26 protein-coding genes are annotated in these 21,209 nt (G+C 62.4%); 12 read left to right on the top strand and 14 right to left on the bottom strand.

Annotation, left to right across the window (positions count from 1 at the left end):
* Positions 1 to 10: 10 nt before the first annotated feature.
* From GC125_RS05500 to GC125_RS05480, 5 genes are all read right to left on the bottom strand, one after another.
* The gene (locus tag GC125_RS05500; protein ID WP_286165375.1) at positions 11 to 481 is read right to left on the bottom strand and encodes a tetratricopeptide repeat protein; all 471 of its coding nucleotides are present in this window, start codon (positions 479 to 481) and stop codon (positions 11 to 13) included.
* Between the two features lie 304 nt (positions 482 to 785).
* Positions 786 to 911: a type B 50S ribosomal protein L36 gene (gene ykgO / locus GC125_RS05495; protein WP_065998194.1), complete on the bottom strand. Its 126-nt coding sequence runs from the start codon at positions 909 to 911 to the stop codon at positions 786 to 788.
* A 163-nt stretch (positions 912 to 1,074) separates the two neighbouring features.
* A complete protein-coding gene (locus GC125_RS05490) occupies positions 1,075 to 2,154 on the bottom strand; it encodes a 5-(carboxyamino)imidazole ribonucleotide synthase (RefSeq protein ID WP_151984404.1) in 1,080 nt (359 codons plus the stop codon).
* Complete coding sequence (gene purE, locus GC125_RS05485) at positions 2,151 to 2,675, bottom strand: 5-(carboxyamino)imidazole ribonucleotide mutase (RefSeq protein WP_151984402.1); 525 nt, start codon at positions 2,673 to 2,675, stop codon at positions 2,151 to 2,153. The genes GC125_RS05490 and purE overlap by 4 nt, the downstream gene beginning before the upstream one ends.
* A gap of 10 nt (positions 2,676 to 2,685) precedes the next feature.
* Positions 2,686 to 2,889, bottom strand: a complete 204-nt coding sequence (locus tag GC125_RS05480; protein ID WP_151984400.1) for a YdcH family protein — start codon at positions 2,887 to 2,889, stop codon at positions 2,686 to 2,688.
* 218 nt (positions 2,890 to 3,107) lie between these two features.
* On the opposite strand from GC125_RS05480, the gene GC125_RS05475 reads away from it, so the two are divergent.
* Positions 3,108 to 3,284: a YdcH family protein gene (locus tag GC125_RS05475; RefSeq protein WP_151984398.1), complete on the top strand. Its 177-nt coding sequence runs from the start codon at positions 3,108 to 3,110 to the stop codon at positions 3,282 to 3,284.
* Between the two features lie 40 nt (positions 3,285 to 3,324).
* Here the strand turns inward: GC125_RS05475 and GC125_RS05470 are convergent, their stop codons facing one another.
* The 3 genes from GC125_RS05470 to GC125_RS05460 all read right to left on the bottom strand — a co-directional run bounded on the left by GC125_RS05470 (position 3,325) and on the right by GC125_RS05460 (position 6,181).
* Positions 3,325 to 3,585: an ArsR/SmtB family transcription factor gene (locus tag GC125_RS05470; RefSeq protein WP_151984396.1), complete on the bottom strand. Its 261-nt coding sequence runs from the start codon at positions 3,583 to 3,585 to the stop codon at positions 3,325 to 3,327.
* A gap of 106 nt (positions 3,586 to 3,691) precedes the next feature.
* Positions 3,692 to 5,335 (bottom strand): acyl-CoA synthetase, encoded by a 1,644-nt coding sequence (locus GC125_RS05465; protein ID WP_151984394.1) that lies wholly within the window; start codon positions 5,333 to 5,335, stop codon positions 3,692 to 3,694.
* 72 nt (positions 5,336 to 5,407) lie between these two features.
* Positions 5,408 to 6,181: a sulfite exporter TauE/SafE family protein gene (locus GC125_RS05460; protein WP_151984392.1), complete on the bottom strand. Its 774-nt coding sequence runs from the start codon at positions 6,179 to 6,181 to the stop codon at positions 5,408 to 5,410.
* Between the two features lie 99 nt (positions 6,182 to 6,280).
* Between GC125_RS05460 and GC125_RS05455 the strand changes: the two genes are divergently transcribed.
* The 6 genes from GC125_RS05455 to GC125_RS05430 all read left to right on the top strand — a co-directional run bounded on the left by GC125_RS05455 (position 6,281) and on the right by GC125_RS05430 (position 11,827).
* A complete protein-coding gene (locus GC125_RS05455; protein ID WP_151984390.1) occupies positions 6,281 to 6,940 on the top strand; it encodes a thiamine phosphate synthase in 660 nt (219 codons plus the stop codon).
* 8 nt (positions 6,941 to 6,948) lie between these two features.
* Complete coding sequence (locus tag GC125_RS05450) at positions 6,949 to 8,100, top strand: tetratricopeptide repeat protein (RefSeq protein ID WP_151984389.1); 1,152 nt, start codon at positions 6,949 to 6,951, stop codon at positions 8,098 to 8,100.
* Positions 8,101 to 8,259: 159 nt separating this feature from the next.
* Positions 8,260 to 8,823 carry an elongation factor P gene (gene efp / locus GC125_RS05445; RefSeq protein WP_151984388.1) on the top strand — a complete coding sequence of 188 codons (564 nt, stop codon included), beginning with the start codon at positions 8,260 to 8,262 and terminating at the stop codon, positions 8,821 to 8,823.
* Between the two features lie 36 nt (positions 8,824 to 8,859).
* A complete protein-coding gene (locus GC125_RS05440) occupies positions 8,860 to 9,666 on the top strand; it encodes an inositol monophosphatase family protein (RefSeq protein WP_151984387.1) in 807 nt (268 codons plus the stop codon).
* Positions 9,667 to 9,745: 79 nt separating this feature from the next.
* The gene (locus tag GC125_RS05435; protein ID WP_151984386.1) at positions 9,746 to 10,792 is read left to right on the top strand and encodes a MotA/TolQ/ExbB proton channel family protein; all 1,047 of its coding nucleotides are present in this window, start codon (positions 9,746 to 9,748) and stop codon (positions 10,790 to 10,792) included.
* Positions 10,793 to 10,795: 3 nt separating this feature from the next.
* Complete coding sequence (locus GC125_RS05430) at positions 10,796 to 11,827, top strand: peptidoglycan -binding protein (RefSeq protein ID WP_151984385.1); 1,032 nt, start codon at positions 10,796 to 10,798, stop codon at positions 11,825 to 11,827.
* 28 nt (positions 11,828 to 11,855) lie between these two features.
* Here GC125_RS05430 and GC125_RS05425 read toward each other — a convergent pair whose 3' ends face one another.
* A complete protein-coding gene (locus GC125_RS05425; RefSeq protein ID WP_151984384.1) occupies positions 11,856 to 13,655 on the bottom strand; it encodes an ABC transporter transmembrane domain-containing protein in 1,800 nt (599 codons plus the stop codon).
* 198 nt (positions 13,656 to 13,853) lie between these two features.
* Between GC125_RS05425 and rpmE the strand changes: the two genes are divergently transcribed.
* Entirely contained in the window at positions 13,854 to 14,075 is a 222-nt protein-coding gene (gene rpmE / locus GC125_RS05420; protein WP_126011835.1) for a 50S ribosomal protein L31, read from the top strand.
* Between the two features lie 124 nt (positions 14,076 to 14,199).
* On the opposite strand, the gene rcdA is transcribed toward rpmE, so the two are convergent.
* Positions 14,200 to 14,715, bottom strand: a complete 516-nt coding sequence (gene rcdA / locus GC125_RS05415; protein ID WP_151984383.1) for a protease adaptor protein RcdA — start codon at positions 14,713 to 14,715, stop codon at positions 14,200 to 14,202.
* A 443-nt stretch (positions 14,716 to 15,158) separates the two neighbouring features.
* The gene (locus GC125_RS05410; RefSeq protein WP_151984382.1) at positions 15,159 to 15,347 is read right to left on the bottom strand and encodes a DUF1192 domain-containing protein; all 189 of its coding nucleotides are present in this window, start codon (positions 15,345 to 15,347) and stop codon (positions 15,159 to 15,161) included.
* Between the two features lie 108 nt (positions 15,348 to 15,455).
* Here GC125_RS05410 and GC125_RS05405 point away from each other — a divergent pair, with 108 nt between their 5' ends.
* Positions 15,456 to 16,451, top strand: a complete 996-nt coding sequence (locus GC125_RS05405) for an NAD(P)H-quinone oxidoreductase (RefSeq protein WP_151984381.1) — start codon at positions 15,456 to 15,458, stop codon at positions 16,449 to 16,451.
* A 127-nt stretch (positions 16,452 to 16,578) separates the two neighbouring features.
* Positions 16,579 to 17,598, top strand: a complete 1,020-nt coding sequence (locus GC125_RS05400; RefSeq protein WP_151984380.1) for an alpha/beta fold hydrolase — start codon at positions 16,579 to 16,581, stop codon at positions 17,596 to 17,598.
* Between the two features lie 10 nt (positions 17,599 to 17,608).
* On the opposite strand, the gene pyk is transcribed toward GC125_RS05400, so the two are convergent.
* Together pyk and GC125_RS05390 are read right to left on the bottom strand one after the other, a co-directional pair.
* Positions 17,609 to 19,048 carry a pyruvate kinase gene (pyk, locus tag GC125_RS05395; RefSeq protein WP_151984379.1) on the bottom strand — a complete coding sequence of 480 codons (1,440 nt, stop codon included), beginning with the start codon at positions 19,046 to 19,048 and terminating at the stop codon, positions 17,609 to 17,611.
* Positions 19,045 to 19,512: a DUF1036 domain-containing protein gene (locus tag GC125_RS05390; RefSeq protein ID WP_286165603.1), complete on the bottom strand. Its 468-nt coding sequence runs from the start codon at positions 19,510 to 19,512 to the stop codon at positions 19,045 to 19,047. The genes pyk and GC125_RS05390 overlap by 4 nt, the downstream gene beginning before the upstream one ends.
* A 223-nt stretch (positions 19,513 to 19,735) precedes the next feature.
* On the opposite strand from GC125_RS05390, the gene GC125_RS05385 reads away from it, so the two are divergent.
* Together GC125_RS05385 and GC125_RS05380 are read left to right on the top strand one after the other, a co-directional pair.
* Positions 19,736 to 20,059 carry a DUF1244 domain-containing protein gene (locus tag GC125_RS05385; protein WP_151984378.1) on the top strand — a complete coding sequence of 108 codons (324 nt, stop codon included), beginning with the start codon at positions 19,736 to 19,738 and terminating at the stop codon, positions 20,057 to 20,059.
* Positions 20,060 to 20,187: 128 nt separating this feature from the next.
* Positions 20,188 to 20,448 (top strand): DUF2312 domain-containing protein, encoded by a 261-nt coding sequence (locus tag GC125_RS05380; protein WP_151984377.1) that lies wholly within the window; start codon positions 20,188 to 20,190, stop codon positions 20,446 to 20,448.
* A gap of 100 nt (positions 20,449 to 20,548) precedes the next feature.
* Here GC125_RS05380 and GC125_RS05375 read toward each other — a convergent pair whose 3' ends face one another.
* Positions 20,549 to 21,052 carry a TIGR00645 family protein gene (locus GC125_RS05375; protein WP_151984376.1) on the bottom strand — a complete coding sequence of 168 codons (504 nt, stop codon included), beginning with the start codon at positions 21,050 to 21,052 and terminating at the stop codon, positions 20,549 to 20,551.
* Positions 21,053 to 21,209: the final 157 nt, after the last annotated feature.

The following is a 21,209-nucleotide window of genomic DNA, read 5'->3' as shown; positions in this document are numbered from 1 at the left end:
ATTTGTCGCCTCACACGGGATCGCCTTCGATCTTGTCCTCGATCTCGACCAGCTTGCCTTGCGCGTTGCGGTCGGAGGGGTAGAGCTCCAGAACACGCTCATAGGCGCGCAGTGCCAGCCGATCGTTGCCGGCTTCCGCCATGATTGCGGCCATGCCCGACAGGGCGCCGAAATGGCGGGGCTCGAGCGACAGTACGCGATGGATATCGGCCAGCGACTTGGCATGATCATCCATCATGAAATGCAGCGTGGCCCGCTTGTTGAACCCCTCGGGGAATTCAGGCTTCAGCACGGTGACCTGATCGAGCAGATCCAGCGCAGTGCCGTAGCGTTCGTCCTCCATCGCTTCGGTCGCCCATTGCATCAGGACATTGACCGTGGCGCTGCCGGAATCGCCCCATTCGGCCCAGATCTCGCCGACGATCCGTCTTCCTTCGGCCGGGTCGCTCACGCGCTTCAGGTTGGCGAAAAGCCCATCCAATGGATCAGCTTCGCTGGTCTCATCGGTCAGAGCGGCCGTCTGAGGGGGCGCGGGTTGAGCGATTCCAGGAGTGTCCGCGGCTGGACCTGTCTCGTCCTGCGCCCAGGCGAGCGCTGACGGCAGAGCGACCAATGTCGCAGCGAGCAGAGCGGTTCGAACGGAAATGGTGCGTTGCATAAGAAGAGGGTAGAACAGACCCTCCGATTTGCAATCGCAAAATATCGTGAGGACCCGCAAGCGTCAGCCGCGGGCCCTCTGATTTTTCAACAGCAATACAACCGCTCCACGAAGGAGCGCCGCTCAATCAGCCCTGACGGGCCTTGAAGCGCGGGTTCTGCTTGTTGATGATGTAGACCCGGCCCTTGCGACGAACCAGACGGTTCTCGCGGTGACGGGTCTTCAGCGACTTGAGCGAATTCTTGATCTTCATCTTACTCTGTCCGCAAAAGGCCCGCTCGACTGCCTGAGGCAAGACCGGGCTTTACACAATCAAAACGCGCCCAATGAGGCGCGCCGGAAACGTTGGGCGGGGTGTATATCCTCCCCCGGAACGTGTCAACCGATGGCAGGCACGTAATCCCGCAAAATCCGGTTCAAAGGCGCGGTTTGACCCGGGTATAGTGCCCCATCTTGCGTCCCGCGCGCGCTTCGCCCTTGCCATAGATGTGGATGGAGACATCCGGCTCGGCTGCAAGATGCGCGATTTCGGCGACTTCGCGACCGAGAAGGTTGTACATCTCGCAGTCGCCATGGCGCGCAGTGGAGCCTAGCGGCAGGCCGGCGACCGCGCGGATATGATTCTCGAATTGCGAGATGAGGCATGCGGCCTCGGTCCAGTGGCCGGAATTGTGAACGCGTGGCGCCATCTCGTTGGCGATGAGGCGGCCGTCGGCAAGCACGAAGAATTCGATACCGATGACACCGACATAACTGATGCTTTCGAGCACGGCCGAAGCGGCTGCGATCGCGGCTTCCGCCGTTGCGTCGGAGATCGATGCCGGAACCGTCGAGGTCGCTAGAATGCCGTCCCGATGCACGTTCTCGGCAGGATCGTAGAACACCATCTCACCATCGCGGCCGCGAACTGCGATCACCGACACCTCCCGCTCGAAGGGAACGACTGCCTCCAGGATCGCCGGAACGGAGCCGAGATCGGCGAAGGCGTCGTCGGCGAGATCGTCGCTGGAGAACCGGCGCTGCCCCTTGCCGTCATAGCCAAGGCGGCGCGTCTTCAGGATGCCTTCGCCGTTGAACTCAGCCAGTGCCGCTTCCAGCATCTGCTGGTCGTCGACGAGGCGGTAAGGCGCGGTGGCGATGCCGGCATTTTCGAAGAACTGCTTCTCGGCCAGCCGGTCCTGCGACACTTCCAGGGCGCCGACCGGCGGAAAGACCGGTACGGAACGCGACAGATGCGTCAGCCCGCCGACGGGAACATTCTCGAATTCATAGGTCAGCACATGGGCAGACGACGCCAGTTCCTCCAGCGCGTCCAGATTGTCGTAGGCACCGATGATCTGGCGATTGGCGACCTGGGCCGCCGGGCAATCCGCCTGCGGCTCCAGCACCACCGTGCGATAGCCGAGCCTTGCGGCCGCAATGGCAAGCATGCGTCCGAGCTGGCCGCCACCGACAATGCCGATCGTGCTGCCGAGCGGCAGATGGATGGTGCTCATGAACGCTTGCTTTCGCTGGCCGGCTGAGGATCGTCGACCGGGCGTTCGGCGACGGACTCGGTTTGATTGCGGCGCCATGCGTCGAGGCGGTCGGCAAGGGCAGTGTCGTTGAGCGCGAGGACGGCTGCTGCCATCAATGCGGCGTTGACCGCGCCGGCCCGGCCGATGGCGAGCGTTCCAACCGGTATTCCGGCCGGCATCTGGACGATCGACAGCAGGCTGTCCTGTCCAGAGAGAGCCTTCGATTCGACCGGTACGCCGAATACGGGCAGAGGCGTCATCGAAGCCGTCATGCCCGGCAGGTGCGCCGCGCCACCCGCACCGGCAATCACGACCTTGAAGCCTGCATCTCGTGCGCCCTTGGCGAATGCGACAAGGCGATCGGGCGTCCGATGCGCGGAGACGATGCGCGAATCATAGGCGATCTCCAGGGCATCGAGCGTTTCGGCTGCGTGGCGCATGGTTGCCCAGTCGGACTGGCTGCCCATGATGATGGCGACGGGCGTCCCTGCGGCGCTCATGGCCTGTTCCTCACGCAATGATATCCGGAATGATCTGGTCCTCGATCTGCGAGATCCGGTCCTTGATGACCAGCTTCTTCTTCTTCATGCGCTGGATGCGCAGCGCTTCGCAGCCGATCTGAATCATAGCCTTGATGGCAACGTCATAATCTTCATGTTCCTGCCGCAGCCGCGCCGCCATGAGGCGCAGTTCACTTTGATCCTGATCGGACATGCCCTTCCCCACTCGACACCGGAAAAGCCGCGCTTTTGGCAGCAACCACAGTGCATTTTCGGGGAGGCTCGTACCACACATTCGGGCGTAACGGGAAGTTATCAATGGTCATGAAATCACCTTCGACAATCCACATTTCCCATGGCACACTTCCCGTTTCCGCAACCGGCGCTCGCATCCCAGATCGGGCGTCGAAAACCGAAGGAAGGAAGTTGTACATGACCGTTGAGGCTCATCTCGCAACACTGAAGCAGAAGCATGGTTCCCTGGAGGAACAGCTTCACGCCGAGAGGACCAGACCTTCCGGAAAAGAACAGACGATAGTCGAACTCAAGCGCCAGAAGTTGCGTCTCAAAGATGAGATCGAGCGGTTACAGGCAAAGATAAGCCACTAGGCTCATCATCCGCTTCACAGAAGGATCACGCGATACGGGCTCAAGCCCAGAACTGGTCGAGCCAAATGTTCAGGCGCATGAAGCCTGAAGTGTCGATCGCGTAAATCCGCCGCGTTCCCTGCGGCTTCACCACGACCAGTCCGCTGTCCAGAAGCGCCTTGAGGTGCTGAGAGACGGCGGGCCGGCTGATCGGGAGACCTTTGGCCAACTCATTCACCGTCTGAGGCGCACGGCGAAGCTCCTCCAGCAGATGGCGGCGATTCGGATCGGCAATGGCTGCGAACGGATCCAGGGTCGGCATGGCCTGACGCTAAGTCAAAGCCGGTTTTCGGGCAAGCGATTTTGTGCACTGCAGCGAAGATGTTCGCAGCGTTTTTACTTCGTCGATGCTCGCTCTCACATGCAGATCAAAGCTTCTTGGCGCGATCCCGCAGAACGAATTTCTGAATCTTGCCGGTCGATGTCTTCGGCACCTCACCGAAAACGATGCTTCTCGGGCATTTGAAGCGCGCAAGATGCTGCCGGCAATGCTCGATCAGTTCTTCTTCCGTTGCTGTGCGGCCGGCCCTGAGCTCGACGAATGCGCAGGGCGTTTCACCCCATTTGTCATCCGGACGGGCCACGACGGCCACCGCCTGCACGGCCGGATGCCGATAGAGCGCATCTTCCACTTCGATCGACGAGATATTCTCTCCGCCGGAGATGATGATGTCCTTCGAGCGGTCCTTGAGCTGGATATAGCCGTCCGGATGCATGACCCCGAGATCGCCGGAGTGGAACCAGCCGCCGGCAAAGGCTTCGTCGCTTGCCTTGCGGTTCTTGAGATAGCCTTTCATGACGATGTTTCCGCGAAACATCACCTCCCCCAGCGTCTCGCCATCGGACGGCACGCGTTCCATGGTGGATGGATCGATGACGGCCAGATCCTCGAGCGCGTTGTAGCGCACGCCCTGGCGCGCTTTCTTCGTGGTGCGCGCCTTCGGCTCCAGATCGTCCCAGTCGCCCTTCCACTCGTTGACGACTGCCGGACCATAGGTTTCGGTAAGCCCGTAAAGGTGCACGACCTCAAAGCCTGCATCCGCCATGCCTGACAGAACCTGCTCCGGCGGTGGCGCAGCGGCCGTGTTGAAGGAAACCGTCTGCGGAAAATCGCGTTTGTCTTCCTCGGGCGCGTTGATCAGCGTCGACATGACGATCGGCGCGCCGCATAGATGCGTGACGCCATGGTCCGCGATCGCATCGTACATCGCCTTCGCGCGCACCCAGCGCAGGCAGACATGGGTCCCCGCCACCACGCCCAGCGTCCAAGGGAAGCACCAGCCGTTGCAGTGAAACATCGGCAGCGTCCAGAGATAGACGGGATGCTTGCCCATGCCCGAGGCGACGACGTTGGAATAGCCCATCAGCGCGGCGCCGCGGTGGTGGTAGACGACGCCCTTGGGGTTTCCGGTGGTTCCGGATGTGTAATTCAGCGACAATGAATCCCACTCGTCTTCCGGGCCGGCCCAGTGATGATCGGGGTCACCCGCCTGCAAAAACTCTTCGTAGTCGATCGTTCCGATGCGCTCGCCTTTGGGCGCCGGCGCATCGGCCGGATAGTTCGGATCGTCATAGTCGATGATCGTCGGTTGCACGGTGGCGAGCTTCAGGGCTTCGGCGACCAAACCCGAAAATTCCCGGTCGACGATCAGCACCTTGCTGTCGGCATGATCGAGCTGAAAGGCGACGATGGCCGCATCCAGCCGGGTGTTGATCGAATGCAGGACGCCGCCCGACATCGGCACGCCGTGGTGGGCTTCCAACATCGCCGGCGTGTTCGACAGCATCACCGACACGGTGTCCAAGCGCTTGATGCCGGCTGCCTGAAGTGCGGAAGCGAGCTTGCGCGAGCGCTCGTAGAAAGTCCTGTAATCCATTTTCATGGCGCCATGGATGATGGCGATGTGATCGGGATGGACATAGGCAGCGCGCGCGAGATGCGCGATGGGCGTCAATGGCTGGTAATTGGCCGGGTTTCGATCGAGATCGGTCTCATAGGCACTGCCGCTCATTGACGTCTGTCCTCCCCTTCGGCCGTGCTCCCCGCACGGCTGTGGCACACGATATTGAGAAAGTCGCCGCGATCAAGCGAGGAGGCCGCTGAGGCCGTCCCAGATCAGCTTGAGCGAAGCGAGAAACACCATCCCGTACATGAACGGGTAGAAGCGTTCGGCCCGGATGCGGCGCACGATCGCGGCGCCCGCAAGGGTGGCGATCGGCGCCAGCGGCAACAGGACGAGCGACGCCTGCAGATTGGACGCGTCGAACTGCCCGAGCGCCAGATAGGGCACGACCTTGACGGCGTTGACCACGGCAAAGAACCGCACACTCGTGCCGACATAGGTCCGCGGCTCCTGGCGCAGCGCCAGAGCATAGACCTGGTAGGGCGGGCCGCCGGCATGGGAAATGAAACTGGTGAATCCCGAGACGGTGCCCCAGAATGCACCCTTCACGCGGTTGTGCGGCCGTTCGCCCGATGGCAAACCGCCACGCAACTGCCAGGAGCGGCGGGCATAGTCGAGGGCGAAGACCAGCGCCACGACCCCGACCAAAAGCTTGATCATGGCATCGGTGACGAAGGCGGCCGTCATCCAGGCGATGCCGATTCCGAGCAGGGCGCCGGGCAGCATGATCTTCAGGGTCATGCGATCGCTGTGATGGCGCCATGACCACAGACCCACCATATCCATGACGATCAGGATCGGCAGAAGGATCGCCGCAGCCTGGACAGGCGGGACGACGAGCGACATCAACGGCACCCCGAGCAACGCCATCGCGCCGCCGAGTCCGCCCTTCGAAAGGCCGACCAGCAGGACAGACGGTATCGCGGCGGCGTAGAACCAAGGATCGGAAAGCATCGGGGACCAGTTGAACCTTTGTTGTCACGCGTCTATCCGAGATCGGCGGGGATTGCGAGCGGCGACCAGACGGCCCACCCGCGCATAAGGAGCCCAAGCGTGAGCAAGGCAGAGTTCGAAGACAGATGCAGATTGGTTTTGGTGACGCAGCCCGGCGACGACGCCGATGTGCAGGGTGAGGCGCTGTCTCAAGCGCTGTCCGGCGGCGACGTGGCGACGGTGATTGTCCCTCAGTCCGGCCGCGATACCGATCTCTTCCAGGCGATCGCCGAAAAGCTCGTGCCGATCGCTCAGGACAAGGGCGTCGCCGTAATCATCGCCGGCGACAGCCGCGTGGCCGGGCGCGCCCGCGCCGATGGACTTCACGTCGAAGGCGCGACGTCGGATGCGGCCGATGCCATGGAGAAGTTCGCCCCCAAGCTGATCATCGGCATCGGCAACGCCAAGGACCGACACGGCGCCCTGGAGCGCGGCGAACTCCGGCCCGACTACATCTTCTTCGGCAAGCTCGACGGCGACATCAAGCCGGAAGCCAACCCCAAGGTTCTCGATCTCGCCGAATGGTGGTCTGCCATGATCGAGATCCCGTGCATCGCCATGGGGGGCTTGACGGTCGAATCGGCGCTGGAAGTGGCGGAGGCCGGAAGCGAATTCGTGGCGCTCGGGAAGGCGATCTTCGATCATCCCTCCGGTCCCGCCGCCGCCGTCCAGGAAGTGAATGCCCTGCTCGCCGAAAAAGCGCCACGGTTCAGCGATTGATGCCGCGCATGTGGCATGTCCCAGCGCCAAGGATCGATCGAGCCAACCGACGCGGCACTGCGGCGCTCTTCGCCGTGTCGCTTGTCGCCGCGGTGGGGCTCGGTAAAGCATCCGCCCAGGAGGGCGAAGGCGCTCCGCCGGTCGAGGATGTGCAGGCCGCGCCGACCACCGACCGTCTTCTCGGCAACGGCGAAAGCGACATCCAGCCAGGCGAACCGGGCTTCCTGATCGAGCGGCTCGCCGGCGAGCAACGGCCCGTCGGACTTATCGGCGGGGCGATCCTGCCGGCGCCAAGCGTCGCGGCCCTGCCGGCCGATTTCGCGACGGATCCGACACCCGCCAAGGCCTATGCCGCTTTTCAGCGGGGCTACTATCTAACGGCGATGGACATGGCGCTTCCGCTGGCCGGGGACGGCGACGCGTCCGCCCAGACCCTGGTGGCGGAGCTCTTTTCCGAAGGGTTTGCCGTTCCCCGCGATCTCGAGCAGGCCGCGTTCTGGTACGGACAGGCTGCCTCGGGCGGCGATCGCCAGGCCCAGTTCAAATACGCGCTGATGCTTCTTGCGGGACGCCACGCCGAGGCTGATCCCGAGCGCGGTCGCGAATTGATGAAGCAGGCGGCCGATGCCGGCCATCCCATGGCCTCCTTCAATTACGGCCAGCTTCTCGTCGACCAGCAGCGGGGACAGGCAGGATTGCTCGCGGCCATGCCCTATTTCGAACGTTCGGCCGCTGCCGGCGTCGCCGACGCGCAATATGCGCTTTCGCAGATTTACGTGAATGCCCGGGATCTCGATGAAGCGCAGCGCGACACCGCGCGCGACTGGCTGGCGCGCGCCGCCAATGCCGGCTTCGACACCGCGCAGCTCGATCTCGCCATCTGGCTGATCGACGGCGTCGGTGGCGACGTCGACTACGAGGAAGGCTTCCGCTGGATGCAGATCGCGGCCAACCGGGGCAATGTTGTTGCTCAGAACCGGCTGGCGCATCTCTACATCAATGCGATCGGCACCCGCCCCGACCCGATCGCTGCCGGCCGATGGTATGTGCTGTCGCGCCGGGCGGGCTATAACGATCCGTTGCTCGACGACTTCTTCCGGGGCCTGACCGACGAGGAACAGCGCCAGGCGATCGAAGCCGCAAACCGCTTCCTGGGCTGAGCATTCCGCCCTTCAGGCAGAGCCCTGACCGGCACCGGGCTTGAAAGCCGGCCGCATTTGTGGTCTTGAGGCGCGCAATCCCGGAAAGCGCGCTCGTAGCGATCGCAATCGGACCAATCCGACGTCTTCCGGTCGTCCAGATGTCAACGGAAAAGACTCATGAAGATCAACGGCAACGAAATCCGTCCCGGTAACGTCATCGAGCACAATGGCAGCCTCTGGGCCGCGGTGAAGACCAATGCGGTCAAGCCAGGCAAAGGCGGCGCGTTCAACCAGGTCGAGCTGAAAAACCTCCTCGACGGTACCAAGCTCAACGAGCGGTTCCGCGCTTCCGAAACGGTCGAGCGCGTGCGGCTGGAGCAGAAGGACTTCCAGTTTCTCTACGAACAGGGCGACATGCTCGTGTTCATGGACAACGAAAACTACGAGCAGCTCGAACTGCAGCAGGATTTCGTCGGCGATCGCGCAGCCTTCCTGCAGGACGGCATGATGGTCACCGTCGAGCTCTATGAAGACAAGCCGATCGGCATCTCGCTGCCGGATCAGGTGGTCTTGGCGATCGTAGAGGCCGATCCGGTCGTGAAGGGCCAGACGGCGGCGTCGTCCTACAAGCCGGCCGTCATGGAAAACGGCGTGCGCGTCATGGTGCCGCCCTTCATCGAGTCCGGCGAGCGCATCCTGGTCGATACCAACGAGATCACTTATATCCGCCGCGCCGACTGATCACGCCGCCCACTCCTCTTCCCGAAAGCTTTCCCGATGGCCCGCTCCGCCCTCTTGAACGTCATGGTCCAGGCCGCAATGAAGGCCGGGCGCTCGCTGTCGCGAGACTTCGGCGAAGTGCAGAATCTGCAGGTTTCGCTCAAAGGCCCGGGCGACTATGTCAGCCAGGCCGACCGCAAGGCCGAAGAGATCATTCACTCCGAGCTTCTGCGTGCCCGCCCGACCTACGATTTCCTCGGTGAGGAAGGCGGCGAGACGAAGGGCACCGACGGAGCGCATCGCTGGATCGTCGATCCGCTGGATGGCACGACCAACTTCCTGCACGGGATTCCGTTCTTCGCGGTCTCGATCGCGCTGGAGCGCAATGGCGAGATCGTCGGCGCCGTGATCTTCAACCCGGCGATGGACGAGCTTTTCACCGCAGAACGCGGCGGTGGCGCCTTCCTCAACGATCGTCGCCTGCGCGTCGCGGCCCGCAAGAAGCTGTCGGATTCCGTCGTTGCGACCGGCATTCCGCATCTCGGCCGCGGCCACCACGGCAAGTTCCTCTTGGAATTGCGCAATGTCATGGGCGAAGTCGCCGGCGTTCGCCGCACCGGCTCCGCAGCACTCGACCTTGCCTATACGGCTGCAGGACGCTTCGACGCCTACTGGGAAAAGAACATCGCCGCCTGGGACATCGCCGCCGGCCTGCTGCTGGTGCGTGAAGCCGGCGGCTACGTCACGGATCTCGAAGGCGGCAACCGCATGTTCGAAAGCGGAACGGTTCTTGCCGGCAACGAGTACATCCACAAGGCGCTGAAAGAGGTCGTGCACCGCCCTGCTCCTGCAATCGGCGGTTAATCTTCCAGCACTACGCGGCTTTCATTCCGTCTTGATTCTCGGTTACTGTCCGACCCTATGACGATTGGAGCTGCTTTTCATGGCAGGATTGAAATTCTCGGGCTGGGGCATTTCCGACGACGGCACCGGCGCCGATCCGCATAAATTATCGAGCCCGCTCGTCTTCTTCTGGAGCATGCTGATCTTCCTGATCATCGTCGGTTTTCTGGCGGCGATCCTCTATCGGCAAATTCAATCGGCTTTCGTGACCAACCCAGGCCTGAACGGCCTTATCTTCGGCGTTCTGCTGATCGGCGTTCTGCTTGCCTTCAACCAGGTGCTGCGGCTTCGCCCCGAAGTGCGGTGGGTCAACTCCTTCCGAGCCGCCGGCAGTGCCGAGAAAGCCGGACGCGAGCCGGTGCTTCTCGCACCGATGCGCGCGCTGATCGGGCGCCGCCAGGAGATGGCGCTGTCCACCTCCTCGCTGCGGTCGATCCTCGATTCCATCGCGACGCGTCTCGATGAATCCCGCGACACGTCTCGCTATTTGATCGGCCTGCTTGTCTTTCTCGGCCTGCTCGGCACGTTCTGGGGCCTTCTCGGCACCATCGGATCGATCAACAACACCATCCAGTCGCTCGACCCGGGATCGGGCGATACCGGCGATATTCTGGCATCGCTGAAGGCCGGCCTGAGCGCACCGCTCGGCGGCATGGGAACGGCGTTCTCGTCTTCGCTTTTCGGCCTCTCCGGTTCGCTGATCCTCGGCTTCCTGGATCTGCAAGCAGGACGCGCGCAGAACCGCTTTTATACGGAGCTGGAAAACTGGCTCTCGACGGTCACGGACATGGATTCCGAAACAATCGTCAACGAGATGGGACGCGGCACGGGGTCGACGGAGGAGCTTCGGCTGCTGTCGGAGCGACTGCAGGTCATGTCCCAGGAAAACGGCATGTCGCAGCGCTCCACCACAGCCATGGCCAATCTGGCCGAGGGCATCCAGGGGCTTGTGAAGAACATGCGGTCCGAGCAGCAGATGCTGCGCGACTGGATCGAGGCGCAGCAGCGGGAATCGCGTGCGCTTCGCGAGACGCTGGAGCAGATTTCCGCCCGAATCGATCCTGACCGACCGCGGAAAGAAGGCTGAGCCATGGCCCTGGCGCGCAACAGGCGGCGCGAGCGGTCCGTCGACTACTGGCCGGGTTTCGTCGATGCCCTGTCGACCTTGCTGCTCGCCATCATGTTCCTGCTGTCCGTGTTCGTGCTGGCGCAGTTTCTGCTCAGCCGTGAAATTTCGGGCCAGGATGAGGTGCTGAACCGGCTGAACAGCCAGATCAACGAATTGACCCAGTTGCTGGCGCTCGAGCAGGCCGTTGGGCAGGACGCCGAGGATGCGCTTGCCAATTTGCGCGCGTCGCTTGCCCAGTCCGAGCAGGAACAATCGCGTCTGCGCGAGCTGTTGAGCAGCAACCAAGGCGTATCATCGGAGACCGAAGCCCAGATCGGAATGCTCGAAGGCACGCTCGATGACGAACGCCAAGTCAGCCAGCGCGCACTGAACCAGGTCGAACTGCTGAACCAGCAAATTTCGGCGCTGCGCAGCCAGATCGCGGCTCTGGAAGGCGCGCTCGACATGTCGGAAGCGCGCGACACCGAAGCCCAGACTCAGATCGCCGATCTCGGCCGCCGCCTGAACGTCGCGCTTGCCCAGCGGGTGCAGGAGCTGAACCGCTACCGTTCCGACTTCTTCGGCCGTTTGCGGGAAATCCTGTCCGACCGCGAGAATATCCGGATCGTGGGCGACCGCTTCGTTTTCCAATCGGAAGTGCTGTTCCCATCAGGCGGTGCCGATCTCAACCCGGAAGGCTCTGTGCAAATGGGTGAGTTGGCAACGGCCGTTCTGGAACTCGCACGCGAGATCCCGTCCGATATCAATTGGGTGCTGCGCGTCGATGGCCATACCGACAATGTGCCTCTGTCCGGCACCGGCCGCTATGTGGACAATTGGGAGCTTTCGTCCGCCCGCGCGACGTCGGTCGTCAAATATCTCATCTCTCAGGGCGTGCCGGCCGAGCGGCTGGTTGCAGCGGGCTTCGGCGAGTTCCAGCCGATCGCGGAAGGCGACAGCCCGGAAGCGCGCGCCACCAACCGACGCATCGAGCTGAAGCTGACGGAACGCTGAGGGTCTAGAGCGAAGGCTTGGAGCGCCGCTACTTTGCGGCCTGGATGAACTCGGCGTGCCCGTGGTCGAACTGCAGGCGCGCCAGCCGCGCATAGATGCCGTTGCGCTCGACGAGATTGCGGTGCGTGCCCTCCTCGACGATGCGCCCGCGATCCATGACGACGATGCGGTCGGCCTTGAGCACGGTGGCGAGCCGATGCGCGATGACAAGCGTCGTGCGGCCTTCCATCAAACGCTCCAGGGCCTGCTGCACAAGTTGCTCGCTCTCGGCATCGAGCGCGGAGGTCGCCTCATCGAGGATGAGGATCGGCGCATCTTTGAGAATGGCGCGGGCGATCGCGATGCGCTGGCGCTGTCCGCCGGACAGCGTAATGCCGCGCTCGCCCACCATCGTGTCGTAGCCTTCCGGCAACGCCGCCACGAAGATATCCGCATGGGCGGCCTTGGCCGCCGCCAGGATGTCGCCCTCGCTGGCACCCGGCCGGCCAAACGCGATGTTGTCGCGCACCGTGCCCTGGAAGATCGTCACGTCCTGCGGCACGATCGCGATGCGTGCGCGGACTTCGGCAGGGTCGGCCTTGGCGATATCGACGCCATCGATCCGCACCGTTCCCGCTACCGGATCGTAGAAGCGGAGCAGAAGCGAAAAGAGCGTGCTCTTGCCCGCCCCTGACGGGCCGACGACGGCGACGCTTTCGCCCGGCTTCACCTGCAGGTCGAAATCCTCCAGCACCGGCATGTCGTCGCGCGCGGGATATGCAAAAGCGATGTGATCGAATTCGATCGCGCCCACTGCGGGCACGGGCATCGCTACGGGATTGGCCGGCACGCGGATCTCGGGCACTTCGTCCAGGAGTTCCGACAGGCGTTCGGCCGCGCCGGCGGCCTGGGAAATCTCGCTCCAGACCTCGGACAAGGCCGCAAGCGCACCGGCGGCGAAGAGCGAATAGAGCAGGAACTGGCTGAGCGTGCCGGGCGACATCGTTCCGTCGAGCACACGCTGCGCGCCGAACCACAGGACCGCGACGACGCTTCCGAAGGCCATGCAGATGGCGAAGCCTGTCAGCACCGCGCGGGCCCGCACCGCGTCGCGCGCGGCGATGAAGGCGGATTCGATCGCATGGGAGAACAGGCCGTTTGCGGTCGGCTCGTTGTTGTAGGACTGGACGGTGCGGGTTGCACCGATCGTTTCGCTCGCATAGGCCATCGCGCTGGCAAGCGTATCCTGGGCGGCGCGCGAGCGGCGGCGCACGGCTCGTCCGAAAGCGACGATCGGAAAAACGATCAGCGGAATGGCGCCGAGCACCAGGCTCGACAGACCAGGGCTCGTCACGATCATCATGCCGATGGCGCCGAGACACAGGATCATGTTGCGCAGGGCAAGCGATGCCGTCGCGCCGACCGTGGACTTGATCTGGGTGGTGTCCGCCGTCAGGCGCGAGACGATCTCACCCGACTGGTTGACGTCGTAGAAGCCGGCGGAGAGGCGCGTGACATGCGCGAAGACGTCGCGGCGAAGGTCCGACACGACACGCTCGCCAAGGGTGATGACGAAATAGTAGCGAAATGCGCTCGCCAGGGCGAGCAGCACCGCAATCACCAGAAGCATGATGAAGTAAGTTTCGATGAAACCGGCGTCGGCTTCCGAAAAGCCGTGGTCGATCATACGGCGGACTGCCATCGGCAAGGTCAGCGTCATGCTGGCGGCGAGGACCAGAAAGATCAAAGCTCCGGTGACCAGCCCGCGATAGGCCAGCACATAGGGCAGCAATCTCGCGAGCGGTCGCAGCGAGCGCCGCTTGTTCACGCTAGGGGCCGTTTCCGCCACGCTTTAACTCTCCTACTCCCGCCCGGCCCCATTTTCCCCCGAGGCTCTTGTTATCGATTTTCCCTTCCTGTATAGGCTCGCCAACAAATTAGGAAGCTGCGAGCCTACCCGGCGGCGCTTTCATTTCCCATTTGAGCCGATTTGACGCAACGCCTAATTCGTCACGGCGGCTCGCCAAGCAGTCAGGAAGCCAGGACGATGAAAGCCGACATTCATCCCAACTACCACACGATCAAAGTCGTCATGACTGACGGCACCGAGTACACGACGCGCTCCACCTGGGGCTCGGAAGGCGATACGATGAACCTCGAAATCGATCCGAAGTCCCATCCGGCTTGGACCGGCGGCGGCCAGCAGCTCATGGACCGCGGCGGCCGTCTTTCCAAGTTCAAGAAGCGCTTCGAAGGCCTCGGCCTTTAAGTTTCGATCTCTCGCGAGAACAAAAAAAGCCCGGTCGCAAGACCGGGCTTTTTTCGTTTCGATTGTGGATGCAGTCGCAGTCAAAGGAAGGAGAGAACGGCAGTTTCTCTCCTTCCGAATGAAATTAGTGGTGGCCGAAAGCCGTCTGCAGCAGTGAAAGCTGTGCCTTGACGCTGTTTTCGTTGTCGGCGAATGCCGGCATGACTTCCGGACGATAGATCTCGCGGTCGAGCAATGCGACGCGAGCCTGCAGCCGCAGCGAGCGGGCGACGAGGTCGCGGAACTGCTCTGGCAGGTCGTCCCAACCCGGCGCGTTGGCGTCGATGGTGAAGCTGTCGATCCGCACCTTGTTCTTTTCGGACATGACCTGATCGCGGCTCATCTCGCCGTTGTTGACGGCGCGCTGCAGCAGCAGCCACGAGGCAAGCTGCATCAGACGCGTGGTCAGCCGCATGGATTCCGCTGCATAGAGAATCGACGCAAGACGCGTCAGGTCCTTGGATGCGATGCGACCGGGGCCGTCGAGATAGCTTGCCGTCTCCTCCACCAGACCCATGCCATCGGCATAAAGCGTCTTGAATGGATTGGACGTGGCCATGTGACCGGCAAAGCTGATCATGTTGCTGGACGTTTCGCTCATATTCGAATTCCGCCTCGATATCAGTTGACCCGCCGTGCCGCCTTCTGCGGTTCTCGCCTGCAGGCTGTGTCGCGTCGGCACATCATGGCCGTCGCATTTATAAACGCTGTAACACTCCAGGCAGAATCAGGTTCCGTTCCGCCTTCATGGGTGCTCGATGTCTAGCTGCAGAATGGTACGCCTGGAGGGCTTTGCGCAAGAACGTTCTTAAGAAAGGGTTAATGTCCACATGTGCGGCAAATGCGCCATCCCGTCCTGCAACAAAAAAAGAGCCGCAGAAGCGGCTCTCGAGAGTTTTAACAGGGAGGCGTCAAACAGAGTGACCAGCAGTCAGTCTGCAATCGTCCAGAAGCTCCGGACATGGTGATTAGACACTATTAACCGTTAACGCCGGGTTAATGCGTCTCGCCCACATGCCTTCTTTCGGGAATCTCCTTTCTCGGTCAGCGAAAAAACTGTTCTGCCGCCGCCTTGCTCGACGTCTTCGTCTCGATCTCCTCCTCCAGCCGCGCGATCTCGGTGCGCAGCGCCTCTATGCGCTGCCTCAATTCGTCGGCGGACAGAAGCGACAGATCGATACCGATCTCGTGGACTGGTTTGCGCGTTGGCGGCACATCATCAAAAATTGCCATCAGCTCATCGCTCCTTACGCTTTACGCTTCGGCCGATTTCGAGCATCGCTCGCCCTCGGCGGGTTGAGCCAGTATAACCTCGTGACGAAAAACAGGAATGGAAAAGCAATGCCCGAGATGATGCGCGCCGTGGAGATCAGCCAGCCGGGCGGTCCGGAGGTTCTCAAGCTCGCCGAGCGCCCCGTTCCGACACTGAAGCACGACGAGGTGCTGATCGCCGTCAAGGCTGCGGGCGTCAATCGTCCGGACTGCCTGCAAAGACAAGGTGCCTATCCACCGCCGCCAGGCGCCTCCGACATTCCAGGGCTCGAAGTCGCCGGTGAGATCGTGGCGCTCGGCGATAGCGTCACGCGCTGGTCGATCGGCGACCGGGTTTGCGCTCTGGTGACGGGCGGAGGTTATGCCGAACACTGCGCTGCGCATCAGGACAGCGTGCTGCCCGTGCCGGACGGTTTCTCCATGGAAGAGGCGGCCGCCCTGCCCGAGACCTACTTCACCGTATGGCACAACGTATTCCAGCGCGGCGGACTGAAGGCCGGGGAAACGTTTCTTGTGCATGGCGGCACGTCGGGCATCGGGACGACCGCCATCCAGCTTGCGAAGGCCTTTGGCGCGACCGTCTTTGCGACCGCGGGCTCGGACGACAAATGCGGCGCCTGTCTCGAGTTTGGCGCCGACCACGCCATCAATTACCGCGACGAGGATTTCGTGCAGACGGTGAAAACCCTGACCGACGGCAAGGGGGTGAACGTGATCCTGGACATGGTCGGTGGCGACTATATCGGCCGGAATTACGATGCGGCGGCGATCGAGGGACGCGTGGTCCAGATCGCCTTCCTCAACGGGCGAAAAGCCGAGGCAGATTTCTCCAAGCTCATGATGAAGCGGCTGGTCCACACCGGTTCGACGCTGCGCGCACGCGACAGCGGCTTCAAGGCCCAGCTTGCCACGGAGCTGAAGGAAAAGGTCTGGCCGCTCCTTACAAGCCGGCGCGTCGCGCCGGTGATGGACAGCGTGATCGCCTTCGCGGATGTCGTGGATGCCCATCGCCGCATGGAAGAAAGCAGCCATATCGGCAAGATCGTGCTGAAGATCAGCGATTGAGGAAACCGGGGAGCCGCCGGCGCAACCAAACCGGCGCGTCGGACGTATAGCGTCCATTGCCGACATCGGTGCCCGTCATCGGTGTTCGTCGCCGGCCTCCCGCTCAATCAATCGAACCCCTCAGCTTATGCGTTTCATGATCATCGTCGTTCTCGCTCTCGCCGCGGTCCTTGCTCTCCTGGCCGGCTTTACGGTCTACCAGTCACGCCAGATCGAGGCCCGTTTTCCGCCGATCGGGACTTTTCACGAAGTCGACGGGGTTCGGATGCATGCCGTTCACGTGCCTGCCGGGCCCGAGGCGGATCTCCCTCCGCTCGTCTTTCTGCACGGAGCGAGCGGCAATCTGCGCGACCAGCTGGTTGCCTTCGGTGATCCGCTGAAGGGTCGGGCCGAGATGCTGTTCGTCGACCGGCCGGGCCACGGCTACTCGGAGCGCGGCAACGCCTCGAACTCCAATCCGGACGGGCAAGCAGACATGGTCGCTGGTCTGATGGCCAAGCTCGGCATCGACAACGCCATCATCGTTGCCCATTCCTTCGGGTCGGCGATTGCCGCGAGTTTCGCGCTTCAGTATCCGGAACGAACCGGTGGCCTTCTCTTTCTCGCGCCGGCGACTCACCCCTGGCCGGGCGGGGTTGCCTGGTTCTATTCGATCGCCCGTGCGCCGGTGATCGGCCCTCTCTTCAGCAGCGTGGTCGCGTTGCCAGTCGGGATGTCGCGCATCGATTCCTCGGCTGCCTGCGTATTTGCCCCGAACCCCATGCCGGCCGATTATGTGGAATTGACTGCTCCCCAGCTTGTGCTCAGGCCGCGGGCTTTCCGCGCCAACTCGACCGATGTCGCCAATCTGAAGGATTATGTAGGGCGGATTTCGCCGCGCTACCCGGAGATCACGGCGCGGGCCGTCGTCATCACCGGCAATCGCGACGAGATCGTACTTCCCGAGATCCATTCGCGCGGGTTGGAGCGCGATCTTCCGAACGTGGAACTCGTCGAGGTCAACAATCTCGGCCACAAGCCGGATTATATCGCGCGGGATATCGCCATCGCAGCCATCGAAAAGCTCGCCGGTGGGCAAGCCGACCTGCAGGCGATGGCGCGCGCCCTGGAAGAGCGCATCGCCGATGATGCGGAGATATGCGGCTAGTCGCCCGTGCTCAGACGGCCGACTGCCCGTCGGATGAGATATAGGCGATGCGCAGCATGTTCGTCGCGCCCGGCGTGCCGAGCGGAACGCCTGCGGTGACGATCACACGGTCGCCCGCCGAGCCAAAGCCTTCCAGATGGGTGATGCGGCAGGCGCGATCGACCATGTCGTCGAGATCATGGGCATCTTCGGTCACCACGCAGTGCAGGCCCCAGCAGACCGACAGGCGACGCGCCGTCTGGATGACGGGCGACAGCGCAAGGATCGGCGTCTGCGGCCGCTCACGCGAGGCGCGCAGACCGGTGGTGCCGGAGGACGTGTAGCAGACGATCGCGGCGAGGTTCAGCGTTTCGGCGATCTGGCGTGCGGCGAGCGAGATCGCATCGGCGCCGGTCGGTTCGGGCTGCGGGCGCTGCGCGTAGATGATGCCCGGATAATTGGGATCCTTCTCGACCTTGCGGGCGATGGCGGCCATGGTGGAAACCGCCTCGACCGGGTAGTCGCCGGCAGCGGATTCCGCCGATAGCATGACGGCATCGGCACCTTCGAAGACCGCAGTCGCGACGTCAGACACTTCGGCGCGGGTTGGAACAGGGGCCGAAATCATCGATTCGAGCATCTGGGTCGCGACGACGACGGGCTTGCCGGCTTTGCGGCAGGCGCGGGTCAACTGCTTCTGGATGCCGGGGACGGCTTCGATCGGCATTTCGACGCCGAGGTCGCCACGCGCCACCATCAGGGCGTCCGAGAGTTCGATGATCTCGTCGATCCGCTCCAACGCCTGCGGCTTTTCGATCTTGGACATGAGGCCTGCCCGACCGCGCACGATCTTGCGCACTTCGGCGACGTCTTCCGGCCGCTGGATGAAGGAGAGCGCGATCCAGTCCACCTCCTCAGTGGCGATCGCCGCGTCGATATCCTTGCGGTCCTTTTCCGTGAGCGCACCCGTGGCAAGCGTCGTGTCTGGCAGGCTGACGCCCTTGCGGTCCGAGATATGGGTGCCGGAAATGACCTTGGTGACGATCGACTTGCTGTCGGTCTTGACCGCCTCCAGTTGCAGGCGTCCATCGTCGATCAAAAGCCGATGCCCGACCTGGACGGCTTCGAGAATTTCCTTGTGCGGCAGCTGCACGCGCGTCGCATCGCCCAGCTCAGGCTTGTCGTCGAGCGTGAAAATATCGCCGGCCTTGAGCTGGACCTTGCCGTCGGCAAACTTGCCAACGCGCAACTTGGGCCCCTGGATGTCGCAAAGAATGCCGATCGGGCGCCCGACCTGCTTTTCGACATTGCGAATGCGGCCGATGAGATCGCGCATGATCTCGTGGCTCGCATGGCTCATATTGATGCGGAACAGGTCTGCACCCGCCTCGTGGAGCTTTCGGATCATGGCCTCGTCGGAGGAGGCCGGACCGAGGGTCGCCAGGATTTTGACTTTGCGCTGGCGTCTCATTGGCTGGTGCCTTCCGTGCTCTCAGGTGTCGCGTTGGGTGCGGTCGTCGGCGATTCGGGTGGGGCTGGCGTGTCGGAAAGCTGAACCATCCAGCTGCCCTGTCGTCCCGTATCGTATTCCTTGAATTCCATGCGCTGGTAGCCGCGTGCGACGCAGTCGTTGACGCCGACGATTTTGAATTCGTTGTCGGCGACGCACATGTTGATGTTGCCGGCCCAGCGTCCGCCACGGGCGGCATCCTCGGCATAGAGATAGTAGAAGCGCGACTGGAGCTGGCCTTCGATGAGCGTGGCGCAGGACGTGGCCGGAATTTGCCACCAGCCCTCGGATATCCAGCCTTCCTGGGCCCGATAGCCGATTGCGACGCCAACGAGGTTCTGCGTTCCGTTGCAGACCCGGAAATCGGCGCGTGCCGTTTCGGTGCCGCCGAAAAGGGCCGCGGACCCCGCCAGCAGGAACAGCACTTGGAGGCTCAAGAGACGCGATGTGAAGCGATTTTTCGCAGGCACGGTGTCTATCGTTTCTCCATTGATCACTGCGTCGGTTGTGCGATGCGAACCCGACAATGTCAACGAAGCTGAGCCTTTGCGGGCATGTCTTCCGTCAACTTGACCCACGGCTGCGGCGACGCCTAGAATCGGCCACCATCGATCACCATTTCCGGGACGAGTCCTCAGGAGGCCAATCATGCACCAGACATCGCCCGAACAGAAGCTCAGCGCCGAGCAGCGCACCGAACTGGAGGCGGCCGCCTTTCGCCGGCTCGTCTCGCACCTGCGCGAACGCACCGACGTGCAAAACATCGACATGATGAATCTCGCGGGCTTTTGCCGGAACTGCCTTTCCAACTGGTACCGGGACGCGGCCGAGGCGGATGGCATCGCGCTCACCAAGGACGAATCACGCGAGATCGTCTACGGCATGCCCTATGACGCGTGGCGGGAGCGCTACCAGACGGAGGCGACCGACGCGCAAAAGGCTTCATTCGCCACCAAGGCGACCCATGGCTGATGCGCAATCGGCGCATCCGATGAGGAATGCGGCGCGGTATCAAGGTTTGACTTGACGCGGGCCGCGCCGCGCGGCACCTGACACCCTTAAAATTGGACCTTCTTGGAACGAGACAACAGGAGTAAGCGATGTCCGACACAGGCGGCGTCGCACGCGACCAACTGCGTGCATTCGTCGAGCGTATCGAACGCCTCGAAGAAGAGAAAAAGACCATCGCGGACGACATCAAGGACGTCTATGCGGAAGCGAAGGGAACCGGTTTCGACACCAAGGCCCTGCGCCGCGTGATCTCGCTCCGGAAGATCGACAAGGACGAGCGGATGGAACAGGAAGCGATCCTGGACACCTATCTGCACGCACTCGGCATGGGCCCTGCCCCAAGCGAATAAGCGTCATCATATGGTTTTGACTTCAAAGGCCGTCGGTCGTTTCGACCGGCGGCCTTATCGTGTGCAGTTCTAGAGAGATGGATGTTTAGACGCCGTTCAATCAGGCCTTCAGCTTCGTCATGATCTGCTCCAGGAATCCGAGCAACAGCGCCGATGCGACGAAGGCGAGATGGATCAGCGTGGCCCACATCAGCCGTGTCCCGTCATATTGCTGCATGTTCAGGAAGATCTGCAGCAGATGGATCGAGGAGATCGCGACGATGGACGAAGCGACCTTGATCTTGAGACTGCCCGCATCAAGCTTGCCGAGCCATGAAATCTCGTCGTTGTCGGTGCCGTCGAAGCGGCTCACGAAATTCTCGTAGCCTGAGATCATGACCATCACGATCAGGCTCGCGACGAGCGCAGCATCGATGAGGCCAAGCATCGCGAGGATCATGTCGGAGTCGTCCAGGGTGAAGACGTCGACGGCCACCTTGGCGAGCTTGTAGATGAACGACACCGCGTAAATCGCCAGCGCCGCGGCCAGCCCCACATAGAAGACAACCAAAATCCAGCGCGCCGAGAGAATAACGCGCTCGATCAGCAGTTCCATCGATTTCATGGGGCGGTTTCCTTCGGCACGTGCATATCGCTTCGATAAAGCGAGGCCTGGAGCAAGGCAAGATACCGACGGCGGCGCACTACCTCCCGCAACGATAGCGCAGCCCCGGAAATGCAGGAGGCCGCCGTTCGATGAGAACGGCGGCCTTCACTATGAT

It is taken from the genome of Rhizobium sp. EC-SD404 (assembly GCF_902498825.1).
Lineage (GTDB): Bacteria > Pseudomonadota > Alphaproteobacteria > Rhizobiales > Rhizobiaceae > Georhizobium.
Note: the sequence above shows the minus strand (reverse complement) of the source record. Positions and strands in the feature narration are given on the sequence as shown.

Coding starts and splice junctions, on each gene's coding strand:
- pyk (WP_151984379.1), bottom strand. CDS start 19,048: ATGAGACGCCAGCGCAAAGTCAAAATCCTGGCGACCCTCGGTCCGGCC.
- GC125_RS05375 (WP_151984376.1), bottom strand. CDS start 21,052: ATGAAATCGATGGAACTGCTGATCGAGCGCGTTATTCTCTCGGCGCGC.
- GC125_RS05475 (WP_151984398.1), top strand. CDS start 3,108: ATGACCGTTGAGGCTCATCTCGCAACACTGAAGCAGAAGCATGGTTCC.
- GC125_RS05470 (WP_151984396.1), bottom strand. CDS start 3,585: ATGCCGACCCTGGATCCGTTCGCAGCCATTGCCGATCCGAATCGCCGC.
- GC125_RS05435 (WP_151984386.1), top strand. CDS start 9,746: ATGGCAGGATTGAAATTCTCGGGCTGGGGCATTTCCGACGACGGCACC.
- rcdA (WP_151984383.1), bottom strand. CDS start 14,715: ATGAGCGAAACGTCCAGCAACATGATCAGCTTTGCCGGTCACATGGCC.
- ykgO (WP_065998194.1), bottom strand. CDS start 911: ATGAAGATCAAGAATTCGCTCAAGTCGCTGAAGACCCGTCACCGCGAG.
- rpmE (WP_126011835.1), top strand. CDS start 13,854: ATGAAAGCCGACATTCATCCCAACTACCACACGATCAAAGTCGTCATG.
- GC125_RS05410 (WP_151984382.1), bottom strand. CDS start 15,347: ATGGCAATTTTTGATGATGTGCCGCCAACGCGCAAACCAGTCCACGAG.
- GC125_RS05380 (WP_151984377.1), top strand. CDS start 20,188: ATGTCCGACACAGGCGGCGTCGCACGCGACCAACTGCGTGCATTCGTC.
- GC125_RS05460 (WP_151984392.1), bottom strand. CDS start 6,181: ATGCTTTCCGATCCTTGGTTCTACGCCGCCGCGATACCGTCTGTCCTG.
- GC125_RS05490 (WP_151984404.1), bottom strand. CDS start 2,154: ATGAGCACCATCCATCTGCCGCTCGGCAGCACGATCGGCATTGTCGGT.
- GC125_RS05480 (WP_151984400.1), bottom strand. CDS start 2,889: ATGTCCGATCAGGATCAAAGTGAACTGCGCCTCATGGCGGCGCGGCTG.
- GC125_RS05465 (WP_151984394.1), bottom strand. CDS start 5,335: ATGAGCGGCAGTGCCTATGAGACCGATCTCGATCGAAACCCGGCCAAT.
- purE (WP_151984402.1), bottom strand. CDS start 2,675: ATGAGCGCCGCAGGGACGCCCGTCGCCATCATCATGGGCAGCCAGTCC.
- GC125_RS05440 (WP_151984387.1), top strand. CDS start 8,860: ATGGCCCGCTCCGCCCTCTTGAACGTCATGGTCCAGGCCGCAATGAAG.
- GC125_RS05405 (WP_151984381.1), top strand. CDS start 15,456: ATGCCCGAGATGATGCGCGCCGTGGAGATCAGCCAGCCGGGCGGTCCG.
- GC125_RS05385 (WP_151984378.1), top strand. CDS start 19,736: ATGCACCAGACATCGCCCGAACAGAAGCTCAGCGCCGAGCAGCGCACC.
- GC125_RS05450 (WP_151984389.1), top strand. CDS start 6,949: ATGTGGCATGTCCCAGCGCCAAGGATCGATCGAGCCAACCGACGCGGC.
- GC125_RS05400 (WP_151984380.1), top strand. CDS start 16,579: ATGCGTTTCATGATCATCGTCGTTCTCGCTCTCGCCGCGGTCCTTGCT.
- GC125_RS05430 (WP_151984385.1), top strand. CDS start 10,796: ATGGCCCTGGCGCGCAACAGGCGGCGCGAGCGGTCCGTCGACTACTGG.
- efp (WP_151984388.1), top strand. CDS start 8,260: ATGAAGATCAACGGCAACGAAATCCGTCCCGGTAACGTCATCGAGCAC.